Annotated in this window: 14 protein-coding genes; 12 read left to right on the top strand and 2 right to left on the bottom strand. The window is 67.0% G+C overall.

The annotated features are described in order from the left end of the window. Positions 1–14 precede the first annotated feature (14 nt). Positions 15–1,835: an aspartate--tRNA ligase gene (aspS, locus tag KY501_RS00455; protein WP_224360335.1), complete on the top strand. Its 1,821-nt coding sequence runs from the start codon at positions 15–17 to the stop codon at positions 1,833–1,835. Between the two features lie 9 nt (positions 1,836–1,844). On the opposite strand, the gene KY501_RS00460 is transcribed toward aspS, so the two are convergent. Then, positions 1,845–3,245, bottom strand: coding sequence for an aminotransferase-like domain-containing protein (locus KY501_RS00460; protein ID WP_224360336.1), 1,401 nt, complete (start codon positions 3,243–3,245; stop codon positions 1,845–1,847). A 105-nt stretch (positions 3,246–3,350) separates the two neighbouring features. Between KY501_RS00460 and KY501_RS00465 the strand changes: the two genes are divergently transcribed. Further along, a complete protein-coding gene (locus tag KY501_RS00465; RefSeq protein WP_224360337.1) occupies positions 3,351–4,238 on the top strand; it encodes a PhzF family phenazine biosynthesis protein in 888 nt (295 codons plus the stop codon). Here the strand turns inward: KY501_RS00465 and KY501_RS00470 are convergent. Next, on the bottom strand, positions 4,235–5,035 hold the full coding sequence (locus tag KY501_RS00470) for a hypothetical protein (protein WP_224360338.1): 801 nt from the start codon (positions 5,033–5,035) through the stop codon (positions 4,235–4,237). The two genes, KY501_RS00465 and KY501_RS00470, sit on opposite strands and share 4 nt — an antisense overlap. Positions 5,036–5,212: 177 nt before the next feature. Here KY501_RS00470 and KY501_RS00475 point away from each other — a divergent pair, with 177 nt between their 5' ends. From KY501_RS00475 to KY501_RS00520, 10 genes are all read left to right on the top strand, one after another. Further along, on the top strand, positions 5,213–6,067 hold the full coding sequence (locus KY501_RS00475; protein ID WP_224360339.1) for a TadE family protein: 855 nt from the start codon (positions 5,213–5,215) through the stop codon (positions 6,065–6,067). Positions 6,068–6,118: 51 nt separating this feature from the next. Beyond that, a complete protein-coding gene (locus tag KY501_RS00480; protein WP_224360340.1) occupies positions 6,119–7,729 on the top strand; it encodes a pilus assembly protein TadG-related protein in 1,611 nt (536 codons plus the stop codon). Positions 7,730–7,737: 8 nt separating this feature from the next. Further along, on the top strand, positions 7,738–9,057 hold the full coding sequence (locus tag KY501_RS00485) for a TadE/TadG family type IV pilus assembly protein (RefSeq protein WP_224360341.1): 1,320 nt from the start codon (positions 7,738–7,740) through the stop codon (positions 9,055–9,057). Beyond that, complete coding sequence (locus KY501_RS00490; RefSeq protein ID WP_224360342.1) at positions 9,048–9,977, top strand: hypothetical protein; 930 nt, start codon at positions 9,048–9,050, stop codon at positions 9,975–9,977. Before KY501_RS00485 ends, KY501_RS00490 begins: the two co-directional genes overlap by 10 nt. A 13-nt stretch (positions 9,978–9,990) precedes the next feature. Continuing rightward, positions 9,991–10,368, top strand: coding sequence for a hypothetical protein (locus tag KY501_RS00495; RefSeq protein ID WP_224360343.1), 378 nt, complete (start codon positions 9,991–9,993; stop codon positions 10,366–10,368). After that, a complete protein-coding gene (locus tag KY501_RS00500) occupies positions 10,355–10,564 on the top strand; it encodes a hypothetical protein (RefSeq protein ID WP_224360344.1) in 210 nt (69 codons plus the stop codon). The genes KY501_RS00495 and KY501_RS00500 overlap by 14 nt, the downstream gene beginning before the upstream one ends. A gap of 28 nt (positions 10,565–10,592) precedes the next feature. After that, the gene (locus KY501_RS00505) at positions 10,593–11,579 is read left to right on the top strand and encodes a hypothetical protein (protein WP_224360345.1); all 987 of its coding nucleotides are present in this window, start codon (positions 10,593–10,595) and stop codon (positions 11,577–11,579) included. A gap of 51 nt (positions 11,580–11,630) precedes the next feature. Then, on the top strand, positions 11,631–12,890 hold the full coding sequence (locus KY501_RS00510; protein WP_224361050.1) for an O-antigen ligase family protein: 1,260 nt from the start codon (positions 11,631–11,633) through the stop codon (positions 12,888–12,890). A 103-nt stretch (positions 12,891–12,993) separates the two neighbouring features. Continuing rightward, the gene (locus tag KY501_RS00515) at positions 12,994–13,917 is read left to right on the top strand and encodes a diacylglycerol/lipid kinase family protein (protein WP_224360346.1); all 924 of its coding nucleotides are present in this window, start codon (positions 12,994–12,996) and stop codon (positions 13,915–13,917) included. Between the two features lie 188 nt (positions 13,918–14,105). Next, on the top strand, positions 14,106–15,158 hold the full coding sequence (locus KY501_RS00520) for a DUF72 domain-containing protein (RefSeq protein ID WP_224360347.1): 1,053 nt from the start codon (positions 14,106–14,108) through the stop codon (positions 15,156–15,158). Positions 15,159–15,190: the final 32 nt, after the last annotated feature.

The raw sequence follows: 15,190 nt of genomic DNA on the forward strand, positions 1-15,190 counted from the left end.
ACGCAGGCGGTGTCATGGCGGTCCCGTTCATTACCGAGGTCAAGCGTACCCACAGCTGCGGCCAGCTCACCAAGGAGCACATCGGCCAGGACGTCGTCCTCTTCGGCTGGGTGCAGAACCGGCGAGACCACGGCGGCGCGGTGTTCATCGATTTGAGGGATCGCGAGGGGCTCACCCAGGTCGTCTTCGAGCCGGATGCCAAGGAGGCCCACGAGCTGGCCGGCCAGCTCCGGCTGGAGTTCTGCATCGGCATCCGGGGCAAGGTCGTCTCTCGCGGCAAGAACGTGAACGCGAAGATGAAGACCGGTGAGATCGAGATCAAGGCGGACGCCCTCACCATCTTCAATCGTTCCGAGCCCACGCCGTTCCTCATCGAGGACAACGTGGAGACGAGCGAGGAGAAGCGCCTGGCGTACCGCTACCTCGACTTGCGTCGCCGGCCGCTTCAGCAGTCGCTGATCACGCGCTCGAAGATGAACGCGATGACGCGCGCGTACATGGTGGAGAAGGGCTTCCTGGAGCTGGAGACGCCGTTCATGGGCAAGTACACGCCCGGCGGCGCGCGCAACTTCCTGGTCCCCAGCCGCCTCAACCCGGGCAAGTTCTACGCCCTGGCCGAGAGCCCGCAGCTCTACAAGCAGCTCTTCATGGTGGCTGGCTTCGAGCGCTACTTCCAGATCGTCAAGTGCTTCCGCGACGAGGACCTGCGCCTGGATCGGCAGCCGGAGTTCACCCAGATCGACGTGGAGATGAGCTTCGTCACCCAGGACGACGTCTTCACCATCATCGAGGGCCTCATCAAGAAGCTGTGGAAGGAGATCCTCGACATCGACGTGCCCACGCCGTTCATGCGGATGGACTTCTATGAGTCCATGGCGAAGTACGGCAATGACAAGCCGGACCTGCGCTTCGGGCTGGAGCACACCGTGCTCACGGATCTGATCCGCGAGCACGGCGAGGGCGGCGGCGTGCCACTCATGTACGAGGCGGTGCAGCACAAGGGCATCGTCAAGGCGATGGTCATCCCCGCGGACAAGGCGCTCAGCCGCGCCGAGTCCGACAAGCTGGAGGAGTTCGCCAAGCAGGCCGGCGCCCGGGGCCTGGCGCGCGCCAAGGTGGGCGAGGGCGGCGAGTGGACGCAGTCTCCGCTGGCCAAGACGATCAGCCCCGCGTTGCGGCAGGCGATCAACCAGAAGGTGAATGCGAAGACGGGCGACCTGATCCTGTTCCAGTTCGGCCGCGAGTCGCTGGTGCACACGGTGATGGCGAACCTGCGCGTGCACGTGGCCAAGAAGCTGGGGCTGATCCCCGAGTACGGCAGCGGCGGCCAGTGGAAGTTCCTGTGGGTGGTGAACCCGCCGCTGTTCGAGTACGACGAGGAGAGCAAGACGTGGGCGGCGGCGCACCACGCTTTCACCCGCCCGCACGATGGGGACGTGGAGTACCTGCTCACGGATCCGGGCCGCGTGAAGTGCCACCGCTACGACGTGGTGCTCAACGGCTTCGAGATTGGCGGCGGTTCCATCCGTCTGCATGATCCGAAGGTGCAGGCCGAGGTGTTCAAGGCCCTGGGCATCAGTGACGAGGAGGCCAAGACGAAGTTCGGCTTCCTGTTGGACGCGCTCAAGTTCGGCGCGCCTCCGCACGGCGGCATCGCGCTGGGCATGGACCGCCTGGCGTTCCTGCTCACCGGCGTCGAGTCCCTGCGCGACGTGATCCCGTTCCCGAAGACGAAGACGGGCACGGACCAGATGACGGGCGCGCCGGGCGAGGTGGACGACAAGCAGCTCAAGGAGGTGCACGTCCGCCCCGTGCCGCCTCCGACGCAGAAGTAGCCGCCCGGTTCAGACGATGTTGGCCAGGGGCGCCGGCCCGCCCGCGAGCGTGTCTCGCAGGCGCTGGAGCCCCTTGGTGAGCAGGGCCCGCGTGCGCGGCGGTCCGAGGCAGACTCGGACCGCTCCCGGGGCCACCGCCTGGCCCACCGCGAAGATCTCTGACGCCGTGACGGAGACGCCGTTGCGCCGGGCCTGGGCGCTGAAGGCCTCGCTCCGCCAGTGTGTCGGCAGCTCCATCCATAGATGGTAGGTGGGACCGTGCACGCCTGGGGGCATCGCTTCTCCGAGGAACTCCCGCGCCAGCGCCAGTCGCTCCTGCGCCTCCTGGCGGCGGCGCTCCACGAGATCGTCCGCCGTGCCATCCTGGATCCACCGTGCGCAGATCTCCGCCGTGAGAGGAGGCGTCATGCGCGCGGCCATGCCCGCCGTCTCCGCCAGCCGCTCCGTGCCTCTCCGAGGCGCCGCCAGGTAGCCGATGCGCAGACCGGGGGCGATCAGCTTGGAGACGCCCGCGATGAAGTAGCCAGCCTCCGGCACGAGCGCGCACAGCGGGGGAGGGCGGTCCTCGATCAGCAGGCTGTACACGTCGTCCTCGAGGACCGTGAGCCCCTGCGCACGCACGACGGCGGCGATGCGCTCACGCCGCTCGGGCGGCATCACCGCGCCGGTGGGGTTCTGCAAGTTGGGCATGCAGTACAGCAGCTTCGCGCCACCGCGGCAGGCGGCCTCCAGCGCCTCGGGTATGAGGCCTTGCGCGTCCATGGCCACTCCCTGGAGCCGCAGGTGAAGCTTGTTCGCGAGCGACTTCATGCCCGGGTAGGTGAGTGACTCGGTGAGGACGGTGTCCCCGGGACGCGTGAGGGCTTGGAGCGCCACCTCCATCGCGTGCTGCCCGCCCGAGCACACCACCACCTGATCGGGCTGCACCGTGATCCCGAAGCGAGAGATCCATTCCGCTCCCGCCTCGCGGTGCGGCAGCAGGCCCGTGTGGGGCTGGTACGCCAGCATCTCCAGCAACGTCTGCGAGTGCTGGAGCTCCCCCAGCGTGCGCCGCAGCGCCTCCGTCGCGGGATCTCCCTCCGGCGTCGCGGGCCAGTTGAGCCCCAATTCGATCAGCGTGTCGTCCGCGGCCACCACGGTCTGCGAGGGCAGGCGACGCGGCGCCTCCCGGTGCCGCACGTAGGTTCCTCGGCCCACCTCGCCGCCGATCAGCCCTCGGCGCTCGGCCTCGGCGTAGGCGCGCGTCACGGTGCCCACCGTCACCCCCACTACCTCCGCCAACTCGCGGTGCGTGGGGAGCCGGGTGCCCGGAGCCAACCGCCCCTCCTCGATGTCCGCCGCCAGCGCGTCCGCGATGGCCCGATACAGCGGACCCTCCCGCCCCTGGAGCTTCGGTGCCCAAGTTGTCATGGTGACAATGAATACAATTGACGCAATCGTGGGCGCAATGCATTTATTGTATCCATCTAATGCTCAAATTGTGTTGGGACAATTTGTGACTCGGAGGGAGCACGCATGCAGATCTCGATCGTCGATGCCTTCACTCGGACGCCTGGACTCGGTAACCGCGCGGGCGTGGTGCTGGACTCGGGGGGCCTGGACACCCCTGCCATGCAGCGGATCGCCGCGGCGACGGCAGCCTCGGAGACGGCCTTCGTGCTCTCCCGCCCGGGAGACAAGGCGGTGCGGCTGCGCTACTTCACGCCCACGCGGGAGATCGACTTCTGCGGCCACGCCACGGTGGCCTCGTTCCACCTGCTGAGCGAGCGCGGCTTGCTGGGGCGCGCCGGGCACTTCCAGCTCGACTGCGGCGCGGGGACGTACGACGTGGAACTGGAGCCGCTGGAAGCCGGCCACAGCCGCGTGTGGATCGTCACCCCCCAGCCCCCGTGGCGTGAGAGTCCGCTGCCCATCGAGGTGGTGATGTCGTTGCTGGGCGGGACGGTGGACATGGTGGACCGCTCGCTGCCCGTGCTGGCTGGTGGCCACAGGATCTTCGTGCCCCTGCTGCGCCGGGAGGACGTGTGGGCGTTGGCGCCCCGGTTCGAGGCGCTCGTACGGGCCGGCCAACCCCACGGAATCGAAGGCGTCTTCGTCTTCTGCCGAGAGACCAAGGACGCCAGCAGCGTGACGCACGCGCGCAACTTCGTGCCGGGCTTCGGGGTGGCCGAGGATCCCGTCACGGGCTCCGCGCACGGGCCACTGGCCGAGTACCTGGTCAACCATGGGGTGCTCAAGCTGCCCGAGGCGGGAGGCCTCGTCCGAGTGCGCGCCGAGCAGGGCGATGCCATCGGCAAACCGGGTCGCCTGGAACTCGAGGTGAAGGGACGCCCGGGGGCGCTCGAGCGGGCGCGCGTCGGCGGCGCCGCCGTCACCGTCATTGAAGGATCCCTGCGAATCTAGGGAACGGGAGTGGGCACGCCGTAGGGCAGGGGCTGACCCAGGTTCAGCTCCTGTCCGCACCGGAACTGGATGTCACTGGTGTGGTTGTGGATCCGATCCAGGCGCGCTCGAGCCTGGGCCGCGATGGGAGACTTGGGGAACGTCTTCAAGAAGGCCTCGAACCCGGCATCGACGACTTCCTGGGTGCCACAGGCACACGTGGCAACCAGCAGCGTCTGTTCCAGCGTCTGGAGCTCCTCGGACGCCGTCTCCGCATAGGCCTTGGGGGCACCGGCCTTGAACCGGCTCCAGTCCCGGTAGAGCGAGATGAACTCCCGGCTGCCCAGGTGGTAGCAGGCCGTCGTGTCGGTGATGGACTCCACGTACAGGCGCGAGGTGCTGCCGTGGAAGGTCTGATGGAGGAGCTCGAAGAAGCGGCGGTCGGTCTCGTCCCCTCGCCGCCGGGCCAGCTCGAGGAAGAAGTTCGAGTCGGCGAACACATAGAGGGCCTCGGCCGTGCCGACGTGGAAGCCTGGCAGCAGGGGCTCGAACCGCTTCTTCGGGATCTTCCCGGCCGCCATCGCCGCGTCCCAGGCGATGACGGATTCCAACTGCTCTCGGGCGGCCGCGCGGCCCAGGGTGAACAGGTTCTGCAGCGAGCCGCGCCCCTGTTGGAAGTCGTTCAGGGCCTGCAGGTAGGTGGCCCGCGCCGGCAGATCCTCAGTTTTCGCGCCCTGACCCCAGGTCAGGATGGGCATCAGGACGAGCAGCCCACATCCCACTACCCACAGCCCCCTCACGTTCCGTCGAGCCGACACGGGGCACGTCTCCTCGGTGCGTCCGGGATCCAATTCCACGGAGCCCCTTCCTTGTACCAGCCGGACCGGCCTATCGTGCAACCTCTCCATCTTCTTGAGAAAAAGAGAAGGCAGCGGAGGCTAGCGTCGGCAAGTTGACCGATGGTTCAGGTTGGCTGTGGCTGTCATGCTTACAGTATGGGTGTCTTTTCGCTGCTGGTTTCGCAGCGCCGAGGGAGGAACGAAGCCGGGCAGGTGGCCGTCGAGGCGGCCCTGGTCATGCCCCTCTTCGTCTTCTTCATTCTCGGCATTCTTCAGATGGGGTTGACGGCCCAGGCGCGGGTGATGGCCAAGTACGCAGCCTACCGGGCCGCGCGCGTAGGGGCCATGAACAACGCGGATCCGAGCGCCATCGAGGCGGCGGCCATCCTGCACCTGTTGCCGGTGTTGGTCAGCAGCTCGGAAACCATTCTGCCCACCAGCTCCACGGGCGATGTGATCTCGAAGTTCGCCCGGCACGTCAGCTTCGACAACCGGCTGCTCAGCGGCGACAAGATGGTGAAGACGGTCGTCTGTGGCCCGCTCAAGGGCGATCTGGATGGCTCGGGTCCCAACTCCATTGGTAGGGCCGGCCAGCAGGCGCTGGGAGGCGAGGGCTCCAACAACGAGGTCGACTTCGACGACCCGGCGGTGCATGCCTTCCCCGCGGCCTACATCCGGGACGCCAACGCCCTGCGGCGCTTCAACCGGCTGCGCCTGGTGGTGCAGATCCAGTTGCTGTACCGGATGCCCATCCCCTTCGCCAACTGGGTGATCACCAAGGCGTACCTGGGCACCAGCCTTCCCTCGGTGCTGATGATGCCCAACAAGAACGGCGTGCCGCGGGACGTGGGCATGACCCAGGTGGGCCAGGTGGCCAGGGCCTCGCAGATGGGAGTCTTCGTGGTGCCCATCAACGTCAGCTACGCTATGCGCATGCAGAGCAATTTCTACCTCGGCCGCTTCGCGCTGCCCGAGAAGAACGAGTGCATCACCTACGCCCATCCGGGCTAGTCCCGTTCTCGAGAGTCGCTTCGAGATGATGTCGTGAGTGAGGTTTGATTCATGAGACGCATCCTGAGACCCCTTCTGGCCCATCCCCGCGCCCGCAGCGCCCGACGCTCGCGTGGGCAGATGATCATCCTGGCGGCCGTGGCGCTGCTCGTCCTGGCGCTCATCACCTTCATCACCTTCAACGTGACGGTGGCGGTGCAGCAGCGCATCAAGCTGCAGAACTACGCGGACGCCAAGGCGTTCTCCATGGCGGTCGCCGAGGCGCGCACGCTCAACTACCTGGCGTACACCAACCGCGCCATCGCCTCGTCCTACGTGGGCATGGCCAACGTGCACGCGTACATGTCCGAGGCGGCGATGCTTGCCGACCTGAAGGTGAGCGCCGCGGGCATCATGAGCGCCATCGCCGCGGAGGAGTACGACATGTGCTTCTGCTGCTGCACGCCGTTCGGCTGCGCGCCGTGCTGCTTCCAGCACTGCATCGATGGGGCCGAGGCGACGGTGAACGCCGCGGGGCTGACGCTCGACTACATCTCCGGGAAGATGGGCAGCAGCCTGAAGAAGCTGGATGCGCCCGCGACGCAGGCGGTGTCGTCGCTCAACAACCACATCCAGATGCTTCGCGCCTCGCAGATGGCGTCCAAGGGGTCCGTGATCAGCATGCTGACGGGTGGCAACTTCGGCTCGCTGAAGACCAACAACATGCAGCAGGCCGCGTCCGTCACCTCGGACGAGGGCGCGATGACCGCCGCCAACGAGCAGCAGTGGCTGCGGCTCTTCAGCAGCAACAGCAACGTGAAGAAGCAGATCATGGCCGAGACGGTGAACGCCTCGCGCCAGGAGTTCGCGTGGAACCGCTCGGGCCCTCTGGGACCGGTGCCGCCCACCCCCATGCTCTTCCCGAACATCAGCCAGAAGGTGAAGGCCAGCATGTGGATGGGGCCCACGGGTACCTGGACGGTGGCGCAGTTGCCCGCCGTCGGAGGCCACACCGCCTTCCGGGATGGCAAGTACTCCACCACGCTCCAGGGAGATGCGGGCAACAACGTCCGGGGCTCGGTGTTGACGTCGGTCGACTCGGCCATGCTGGGAGGTACCTGGAGGCACGGCGCCATGTCGCTGCCGCTGCCGGCCGCGGGCCCCCTCTCCCCCGGCAACCTCTCCTCGGGTAACAGCAACGGCCACAGCGGTGGCCTCCTGGGCTTCTTCAACAACCCTCACAGCGGCTCCAACCACAACGTGGATCTGGACATGTCTCGCTTCGAGGAGTTCAACATCGGCACCAGCTACCCGTTCAACCAGCCCTCCGTGTTCGCGGCGGTGAGCACGGACACGCGGGTCAACGAGTATGGCCAGCGCGGTCCGTGGGAAGTGGCCAAGGATGGCTCGGGCACCGTCACCATGAAGAAGGTGGGGCCCGAGGACGCCAAGCTGACGCTGAGCAACAACACCCGGTCCAAGGCCTTCTCCAAGGCCATGGTGTACTACCACCGGATCGGCGACTGGTCTGACTACCCCAACATGTTCAACCCCTTCTGGCGCGCCAAGCTCGCACCGCTCACCGATGCGGAGGCGCTGGTGCTGGGCTCGGTGGATAGCAATGCCGCCGCGCTCGTCATGGGCGTCAAGGCCATCAACGGCAGCGCCGTCAACGTCAAGTGAGGTGAAGGATGCACTCCCTTCGTCAGAAGGCTCTTCGTTCCACCCAGGGCCGGCGCGCTCGCGGCTCCGCCATGGTGGAGTTCGTCATCCTCAACATCATCCTGGTGCCGCTGTTCCTCTACGCCATCTTCCTGATGGACGCGGCCTACCTGAAGCTGGATCTCCAGGAGACGGTCATCTCCGGCGTGTGGGACTTCACCACGCGCAACACCGAACCCGGCGCGTTCAAGGATGGAGGCCTCGGCGCTCCCTCCTCGAAGTCGGACAACGACAAGAATGAGCTGGCCACCGTCGCGAAGGCGGTGCGCATCGTCTACGCCGATCACACCTCCGCGGTGGACGATGGGGCGGACCCCTTCGATGGCACCACCTACAGCAAGGAGACCTACCTCCGGGGCAACGGAGACGGCTCTCAGTACCCTTCACAGTCGGGCCACAAGAAGCACCACACGGGCTTTGGCGCCCAGTACTCGTTCCGCTTCGTGAAGAAGGACGACGTGGACGAAGAGGAGGATGAGCCGACGGACACCCAGTTCCAGTGTGGCCTTTCCGAGGACCTGAACTGGACCGTGGACTTCAACATGAAGGAGTTCGCCTCCACGGGCTACAACACGGGCGGTGAGGTGCGGTGCTGGGCCAAGGGCTACATCTACAACTACATCATCCCCTCGGACTTCATGCAGGAGTTCTCCCAGGTGGAGATGTCCAAGATGAAGCTGCGCAAGGACACCACGGGCAAGGGCGTGCACGAGTGGCAGGGAGACGGTGGAGACCTGGAAAACATCGTGGCCTATGAGACGGCGTCCGTGAGCTTCAACACGTGGGCGCTGCGCAACGGCGCCAAGAACGGCGACGATGTGAAGGCACTGGGCCGGTACAACGGCGCGCTGGCGAGCGCGGACCTCCGCGTGCCCAAGAGCGCGATGCCCACCATCGGCCAGAGCGCGAGCAGCCCCGAGGCCAACCCGTTCTTCCGGCGCGTGCAGTACCTGTACACGAGCAACGGGACCAACGCGGCGACCTACACCGCGGCGGTGGGCGCCACGGCACAGCTCACGAGCAAGGGGACGAGCGAGAAGCTGATGTTGGTGCTGAGCGTCCCGCCGGGAACCTCTTCCAACAACGTCCTGCCCAACATCATCGGGGTGCACCTGACGGCGCGCTACAAGCCGCGCTCTCCCGGCCAGAAGCAGGGCGCCGGCCTGGGCAGTGGCGACTTCCTGTCCACGCCGTACTCGGGTCCGAACAACAACTACCGCACCGCGGCCAACGCCCGCGGGCCCTTCTACATGGGTTGCAGGAACGCGGAGAACGCCAATTGCTTCTGAAGCCCTTCAGCGTCGCGGTGTGCCTGTGGGCAGCGGTTCCCGCGTTCGCCGCGGGCACGGCGAGCCCCAGCGCCAAGGCGGCGAGCGGGGCCTCCAGCTCCAAGGCGGCTCCTGCCTCGGCTCAGCCCGCGGGGGGGCAGGGAGGCACCTGCTCGGCTTGTGGCGCACCAGGAGGCGGCGGCACCTGCGCTGCTCCCCAGCCGGGCCAGGCCCCGCAACTCTCGAATGAGGAGTGGAAGGAGTACGTCCGCAAGAAGCTCCTCGAGAGCGAGCAGGAAGCGCCAGAGCCGGTGGATCCGGATCCGTTCTCGTTCAGCGTCTTCAAGGGCCGGCGCCCGGAGCCCATGGGCGAGCAGACGCTGATCAACGGCGCGAAGATGCAGATCGCCACGCTCATCGTGGAGGATTCGCCGCAGGACGTGGCCCAGGCGTACTACGAGACGTTCGTCCACATGGGGTTCCGGCCCCTGTTGGGGGATGTGCCCGAGGCGCCCGGGGTGCGCTACCTGAGCTTCCGGCCCGTGAGCAGCAAGAACCTCAAGACGGTGACGCTGGTGCCCAACGGCTCGGGCACCGTCATCCTGGCCTCCGTCGGCAATCCGGAGGAGATGCTGGTGCAGAAGCCGGCGCTGCCCGGCGGGTTGCCCGTGCCTCCCAACTCCGAGGCGGCCTCGGCCATCCAGCAGATGGAGCCGGGGAGCTCCTCGCGCAGTGCCTTCTTCGTGGTCAATGGCTCCACGCCGGAGAACGTGCGTGCGTTCTACCGCAGCGAATTGCCTCGCCTGGGCTTCTCGCCTATCGGGCAGAGCGCTCAGCAGGACTCCGAGAGCTTCGAGAAGGAAGGCGTGCTGCTGACCATCTCGGCCCGTCCACATACCGATCCCAACACCGTTGCCGTGAGCCTCGTCTGGCTCGAGTAGAGGAGACATCCGCGTGAACGCCATTCGCATCGTGGCCCTGAGCGTGTTGTTGGCTGCCGGGGGCTCGCTGGCCGAGGGAAAGAAGAAGACGGCGGAGCAGCCGAAGACTCCCGAGCCGGTCCTCACCGAGGCAGACAAGCCGAAGACCTGCACCGATCAGTGCGAGATGATGGAGAAGTTGATGGTGGAGCCCTGCAAGAAGGGGGCGAACTCCGCCAACAAGCAGGCCCGGCAGATGTGCTCCGACCAGGCCAAGCAGGTCGTCGATGCATGCTACGGCAGCTGCAAGGACAAGGGCCAGGTCGACAAGCAGTACATCATGGAGCGCATCAAGATGCCCGCGGGCTACAAGCCCGAGAGCGGGGGCTCGGGAGGGGATGATGCGCACTGAGTCTCGAGCCGTGGCCCGGCGGGCAGGGTGGCTGCGGCGCGCGCGCGGCCAGGCCATGGTGGAGTACTCGGTGGTGCTCTACTTCCTGGCGGTGGCCGGAGGCGTGGCCATCATCACGGTGCTGCCCATGTTGATGAATGCCCTGGACCGTTACCTCCAGGGGATCTACTTCATGCTCAACCTGGCCATTCCGTGAGCCAGTCTCGTCGAGGAGTCCATCTTTCATGAAACGCTCGCGTTTCCTGGCGGCCGTGCTGGCCCTGGGAGGGTTGCTCGGGGCGGCCGAGGTTCGGTCCGCCGCCAACCAGAACCGCCTGGATGAGTTCGAGAAGAAGGCCCTGAAGGATCGCCGCGCGCAGGGGCTGGACAAGAACCGCTCGGCCCTCTTCGCGAAGTATCCCTCGCCGGAGATCAAGCTGGAGAGCGGCCAGGTGCCCACGGTGTCGGTGGGCTCGGAGACGACCCTGACGGTGAACGGGCGCTTCCTGCCGGGCTCCATGGCGAACACCGAGTGCGCGGGCACGGAGATCCTCTCGGAGAAGGTGACGGAGACCCGCGTGGAGGTGCGTCTGCGGGTGACGACCCTGGCGTTGCCGGGCTCGTGCAATGTGGAGATCATCTCTCCGGTGAGCCTGGCGTCGGCCACCAAGCAGGCCTTCCAGGTGGTGGGCGATTACACCTGGCAGTTGGCGCTGGCCAACGGGATGAAGGCGCGCCTGCGCACCACGTCCCAGCCGGGCACGGTGCTCGTCAGCGGCACCTCCGAGTGGTTCGGCAAGGACGGCAAGTCCCTGGGCACCCGCCCCGTGAGCGTCACGCGCGAGCCCGATGGTTACCGGGTGACGGTGCAGCGCTCGGCCGAGGAGACAGCCGCGTCCGATCAGGCGATGGAGGAGGCTCGCGCGGATTACTCCAGTGCCGACAACCAGAAGAAGATGGCCGAGATCCAGCAGAAGATGCAGCAGGATTGCATGAAGTTGCCTCCGGCCCAGATGGGCACCTGTATCCAGAAGTACACGGAGCAGATGAAGACCATCTCGGACAAGGCGATGGCGAAGGGGCAGGCGGCGCAGGAGAAGGCGGCGGCCGGGACCGTGGGCTGCCAGTCCCTGCACCTCCAGGTGAACCAGGGCAAGGTGACGGGTCAGGGCAACTCCTGTGGTGCGCCGGGAGATGTGGCGGTGACGGGCTCCGTCTCCGTCGCGAAGTAGCAACTCCTGGCTCGGAGGGTGGGGCTGGGAGAGCAGCACGGCTTGCCGGGAGTGAGCGGGGACAGGCTCTCCCGGTGGCTGGTGTGCACTTGGATTGCGGCGGTGACGCTCGCCGTGGTGCCCGGGGGAGAGACTCCCTTCTCGGGCGTGAAGACCGGATTGGTGGCCGCTGGTTCCGCTGCGCTGCTCTTGCGCGCGTTCGTGGGGGCCTCGCGGCCCGCGCCCCTGGCCCCTCGAGTCCTGGCCGGGCTGTGGATCGCATCGCTGGCGTTCTCCTCCTTGATCGGGCCCGCTGCACGCCCGGGAGGGATGTGGCTGGATGCCGCGGCGGGGTGCGTGCTGCTCGCGCTCCTGCAGGCTCCGTTCGAACCGCGAGCTCCCATGCGCGCCGTGGCTGGCGCCGGTACCGCGCTGGCGCTGGTCGCCGTGCTCCAGTTTCTCGGGTGGGATCCCTTTCGCTGGATGGGTTGGAGTTCTTCCCATCCTGGTGAGCGGATGCGCATCTACGGGACGCTGGGGAACCCGGACTTCGTCGCCGCTTACCTGGGAGTCAGCCTGTGCCTCGTCGTGGGGGAATTCTTCTCCGCCAACGAGGTCCGTTGGCGTCGGCTCTGGCTCGCTGCGGCTGTCCTCCAACTCTGCGCGCTGGCCGCGACGCGGTCCTGGGGCACGCTGCCTGCTCTCGGCGCCGCAGCGTTGAGCCTCGTGTGGACGCGTGGCTCGGAGCCGACTGGGAGGTTGGAGGGCTCGCGGCGTCTCGGATGGAGGGCCGTGGTTTTTGCGATCCTGGGCGTGGTGCTGCTGCTGGGCGCTGTGTGGGGGCGATCCCTCGGCGCGGTGGTGGAAGGCCGGCTCTATCTCTGGCGTGTCGCCGCTCCACGAGTGCTGGAGGCTCCGATGTTCGGGCACGGGCCGGGGAGCTTCCGCGTCCTCTGGCCTTCGTGGGAGGCGGAGTACTGGGCGCACGGGGGCTCTGCCGCGCAGGAGGGCTTTGTCGCGCTGCAGGATCACGCCCATTTCGACTACCTGGAGTGGCTCCTGGAACTCGGGCTCGTGGGCGTCGTGCCCCGGATGCTCCTGGTGCTGCTGGCCCTTCGCGCAGGGCGTCAATGGCAGGAGACACGCGGCCGGGCCGCGGTCGCCGCCCTGGTGGCGCTGGCGGTCCGAGCGCTCGTGGACTTTCCGCTGGCCCGTCCTGCTGAGCTCTGCCTGTTCTGTGTCTTGCTGGCGCTTACGCTGGGTGAGGGTTCTGGCTCTCGGCGTGTCCTCGCGGGTGCGTCCGCCCAGGCAGATGCGAACAAGGTATGGTGACGCCCCGGGGTGAGGGGCCTGGACTACCGGCTCGCGTCGCGGAGTGGTGCGAAGCCCCGCCAGCACGTAAACAGGCGTCTCCAGGCAGGAGGGAAGGGGCTGAATGAAGACGTTCCTCGTGGTCAACCCGCGCAGCGCCGGTGGTCAGACGGGTAAGCGCTGGGCGGAGTTGTCCGCCCAGGTGAGTCGGGCCATCGGTGAGTTCGGGCAGGAGTTCACGGCAGGGGCCATGGATGCGGCGCGCATTGCGCGCAAGGCCCTCCAGGACGGCTACGAGTGCATCGTCGCGGTGGGCGGGGACGGGACCATCAACGAGGTGGTCAACGGCTTCTTCCAGGACGGCAAGGCCATCAACCCGAACGCGGCGCTGGGCGTCATTCCTCGCGGAACGGGCGGAGACTTCCGGCGGGCGTTCGGGTGGGATCTGGAGCTGGAGTCGGCGCTGGCGCGGTTGCGCACGGAGAAGACGGAGCCCTTCGACGTGGGGCTGGTGGAGTACATCAACCACGAGGGGAAGCCGGAGCAGCGCTACTTCGCGAACATCACCTCGTTGGGGGTGAGTGCGTTCGTGGCGAACGAGGTGAATCTGAGCAACAAGTCGTTGGGCGGGAACATGGCCTTCGTGTGGGGGACGGTGAAGGGGATGTTCGGGTTCGAGCCGCCCACGGTGAAGCTGCGCGCGGACGGTGGGGCCGAGCAGGTGCTGCCCATCAACGTGGTGGCGGTGGCCAACGGGCGCTACTTCGGCAGCGGCATGTGCGTGGCGCCGGATTCGCTGACGCACGATGGGGTGTTCGACGTCACCATCTGGTCCGGCTACACGCTGAAGGACTTCCTCTTCAAGTCGCGAGGCATCTACAGCGGCGAGCACGTGACGTGGAAGGGGACGACGCGCCTGCAGTGCCGGACCTTCGAGGCCGACAGCATCGAGGGCCAGAAGGTGCTCATCGAGATCGACGGCGAGGTGCCGGGGCGGCTGCCGGCGAAGATGACGATGCTGCCCGGCGCGATCCGCCTCAAGGTGTAGGCGCCCGCAGTGGCTCCCGTGGGGAGCACGTGTGTGTGCTCGGTTGCCTGGGGCCCCGGCAGACAACGTAGAGAGTTGGGCACTTCTGACCCGACCTGATGCATTCTATCCCTGGTAGCGTTATCCCCGCTTCCACGGGCTGCCGGACGTGTCTCCGGTGGCCGAATGCTCAGGACCCCGGAGTGCTCATGTCTCAGCGAGATCCCTCTCAACTCGATCTCTTCACCGGTGGCGTCTCCCCGACGCAGGCCCGTCGCTCCCGGAAGGCGGAGCCTGTGGGGCCGGCTCCCGTCTCAGAGGAAGTGCGCACTCTCGGCGAGCGCCTGCCCCCAGGCATCTTCCTGGGCACCTCGTCCTGGGCCTTCCCGGGCTGGGCAGGCATCGTCTACGACCGGGAGGCCGCTCAGTCGATGCTCGCCCGGGACGGACTCGCGGCCTACTCACAGCATCCGGTGCTGCGCACGGTGGGCATCGACCGCACCTTCTACAGCCCCATCTCCGCCGTCACCTTCTCCGAGTACGCCGCCCAGGTGCCCCCCGGCTTTCGCTTCCTCGTGAAGGCCCACGAGGTCTGCACCCTGGCGCGCTACCCCCAGCACGAGCGCTATGGCGTCCACCGGGGACAGCCCAACGACCGGTTCCTCCAGGCCAGCTACGCCGCGGACATGGTGGTGGCCCCCTTCGTGGAAGGACTCGGCGAGAAGGCCGGTCCTCTCGTCTTCCAGTTCCCGCCCCAGGACACACGAGGCTTCGGAGGCCCGGGGCGCTTCATCGAGCGGCTCCACGCCTTCTTCGCCGCGCTGCCTCGCGGACCTCTCTATGCAGTCGAGGTCCGCAACGACGAGCTCCTCACAGAGGGTTTCGCCCAGGTGCTCGCGGAGCTGGGCGTGTCTCCGGTGCTCTCGGCCTGGAGGCACATGCCTCCTGTGGTTCACCAGGCCGTTCGCACGCGGGCGCTCGAGTCCCGCGCATTGGTGGCCCGGTGGATGCTGCCTCCGCACCTCGGTTACGAGGAGGCCTACGCCCGTTTCGCCCCCTTTGACCGCCTCGTGGACGAGGATTCCGTGACCCGCGAGGCCCTGGCCGGTATCTGCGCCGCTGCCCTGCACAAGGGGCGGCCAGCCTTTGTCATCATCAACAACAAGGCCGAAGGCAGTGCTCCCCTGTCTGCTCTCAAGCTCGCATCCAGCCTGGATCAGGTACTTAGTGAACGCCGGGATGCGTCACAGGGGGGTGCGTAAGGAATTTTACACCTAGTTGACCTGGAAGGTCG

Origin of the sequence: Hyalangium versicolor, from assembly GCF_020103695.1 — a bacterium.
GTDB classification, from domain to species: domain Bacteria; phylum Myxococcota; class Myxococcia; order Myxococcales; family Myxococcaceae; genus Hyalangium; species Hyalangium versicolor.

Excerpts from the sequence above, each read along its gene's own strand:
- aspS (WP_224360335.1), top strand. The coding sequence starts at position 15 with ATGGCGGTCCCGTTCATTACCGAGGTCAAGCGTACCCACAGCTGCGGC.
- KY501_RS00460 (WP_224360336.1), bottom strand. The coding sequence starts at position 3,245 with ATGACAACTTGGGCACCGAAGCTCCAGGGGCGGGAGGGTCCGCTGTAT.
- KY501_RS00465 (WP_224360337.1), top strand. The coding sequence starts at position 3,351 with ATGCAGATCTCGATCGTCGATGCCTTCACTCGGACGCCTGGACTCGGT.
- KY501_RS00475 (WP_224360339.1), top strand. The coding sequence starts at position 5,213 with ATGGGTGTCTTTTCGCTGCTGGTTTCGCAGCGCCGAGGGAGGAACGAA.
- KY501_RS00480 (WP_224360340.1), top strand. The coding sequence starts at position 6,119 with ATGAGACGCATCCTGAGACCCCTTCTGGCCCATCCCCGCGCCCGCAGC.
- KY501_RS00485 (WP_224360341.1), top strand. The coding sequence starts at position 7,738 with ATGCACTCCCTTCGTCAGAAGGCTCTTCGTTCCACCCAGGGCCGGCGC.
- KY501_RS00500 (WP_224360344.1), top strand. The coding sequence starts at position 10,355 with ATGATGCGCACTGAGTCTCGAGCCGTGGCCCGGCGGGCAGGGTGGCTG.
- KY501_RS00505 (WP_224360345.1), top strand. The coding sequence starts at position 10,593 with ATGAAACGCTCGCGTTTCCTGGCGGCCGTGCTGGCCCTGGGAGGGTTG.
- KY501_RS00515 (WP_224360346.1), top strand. The coding sequence starts at position 12,994 with ATGAAGACGTTCCTCGTGGTCAACCCGCGCAGCGCCGGTGGTCAGACG.
- KY501_RS00520 (WP_224360347.1), top strand. The coding sequence starts at position 14,106 with ATGTCTCAGCGAGATCCCTCTCAACTCGATCTCTTCACCGGTGGCGTC.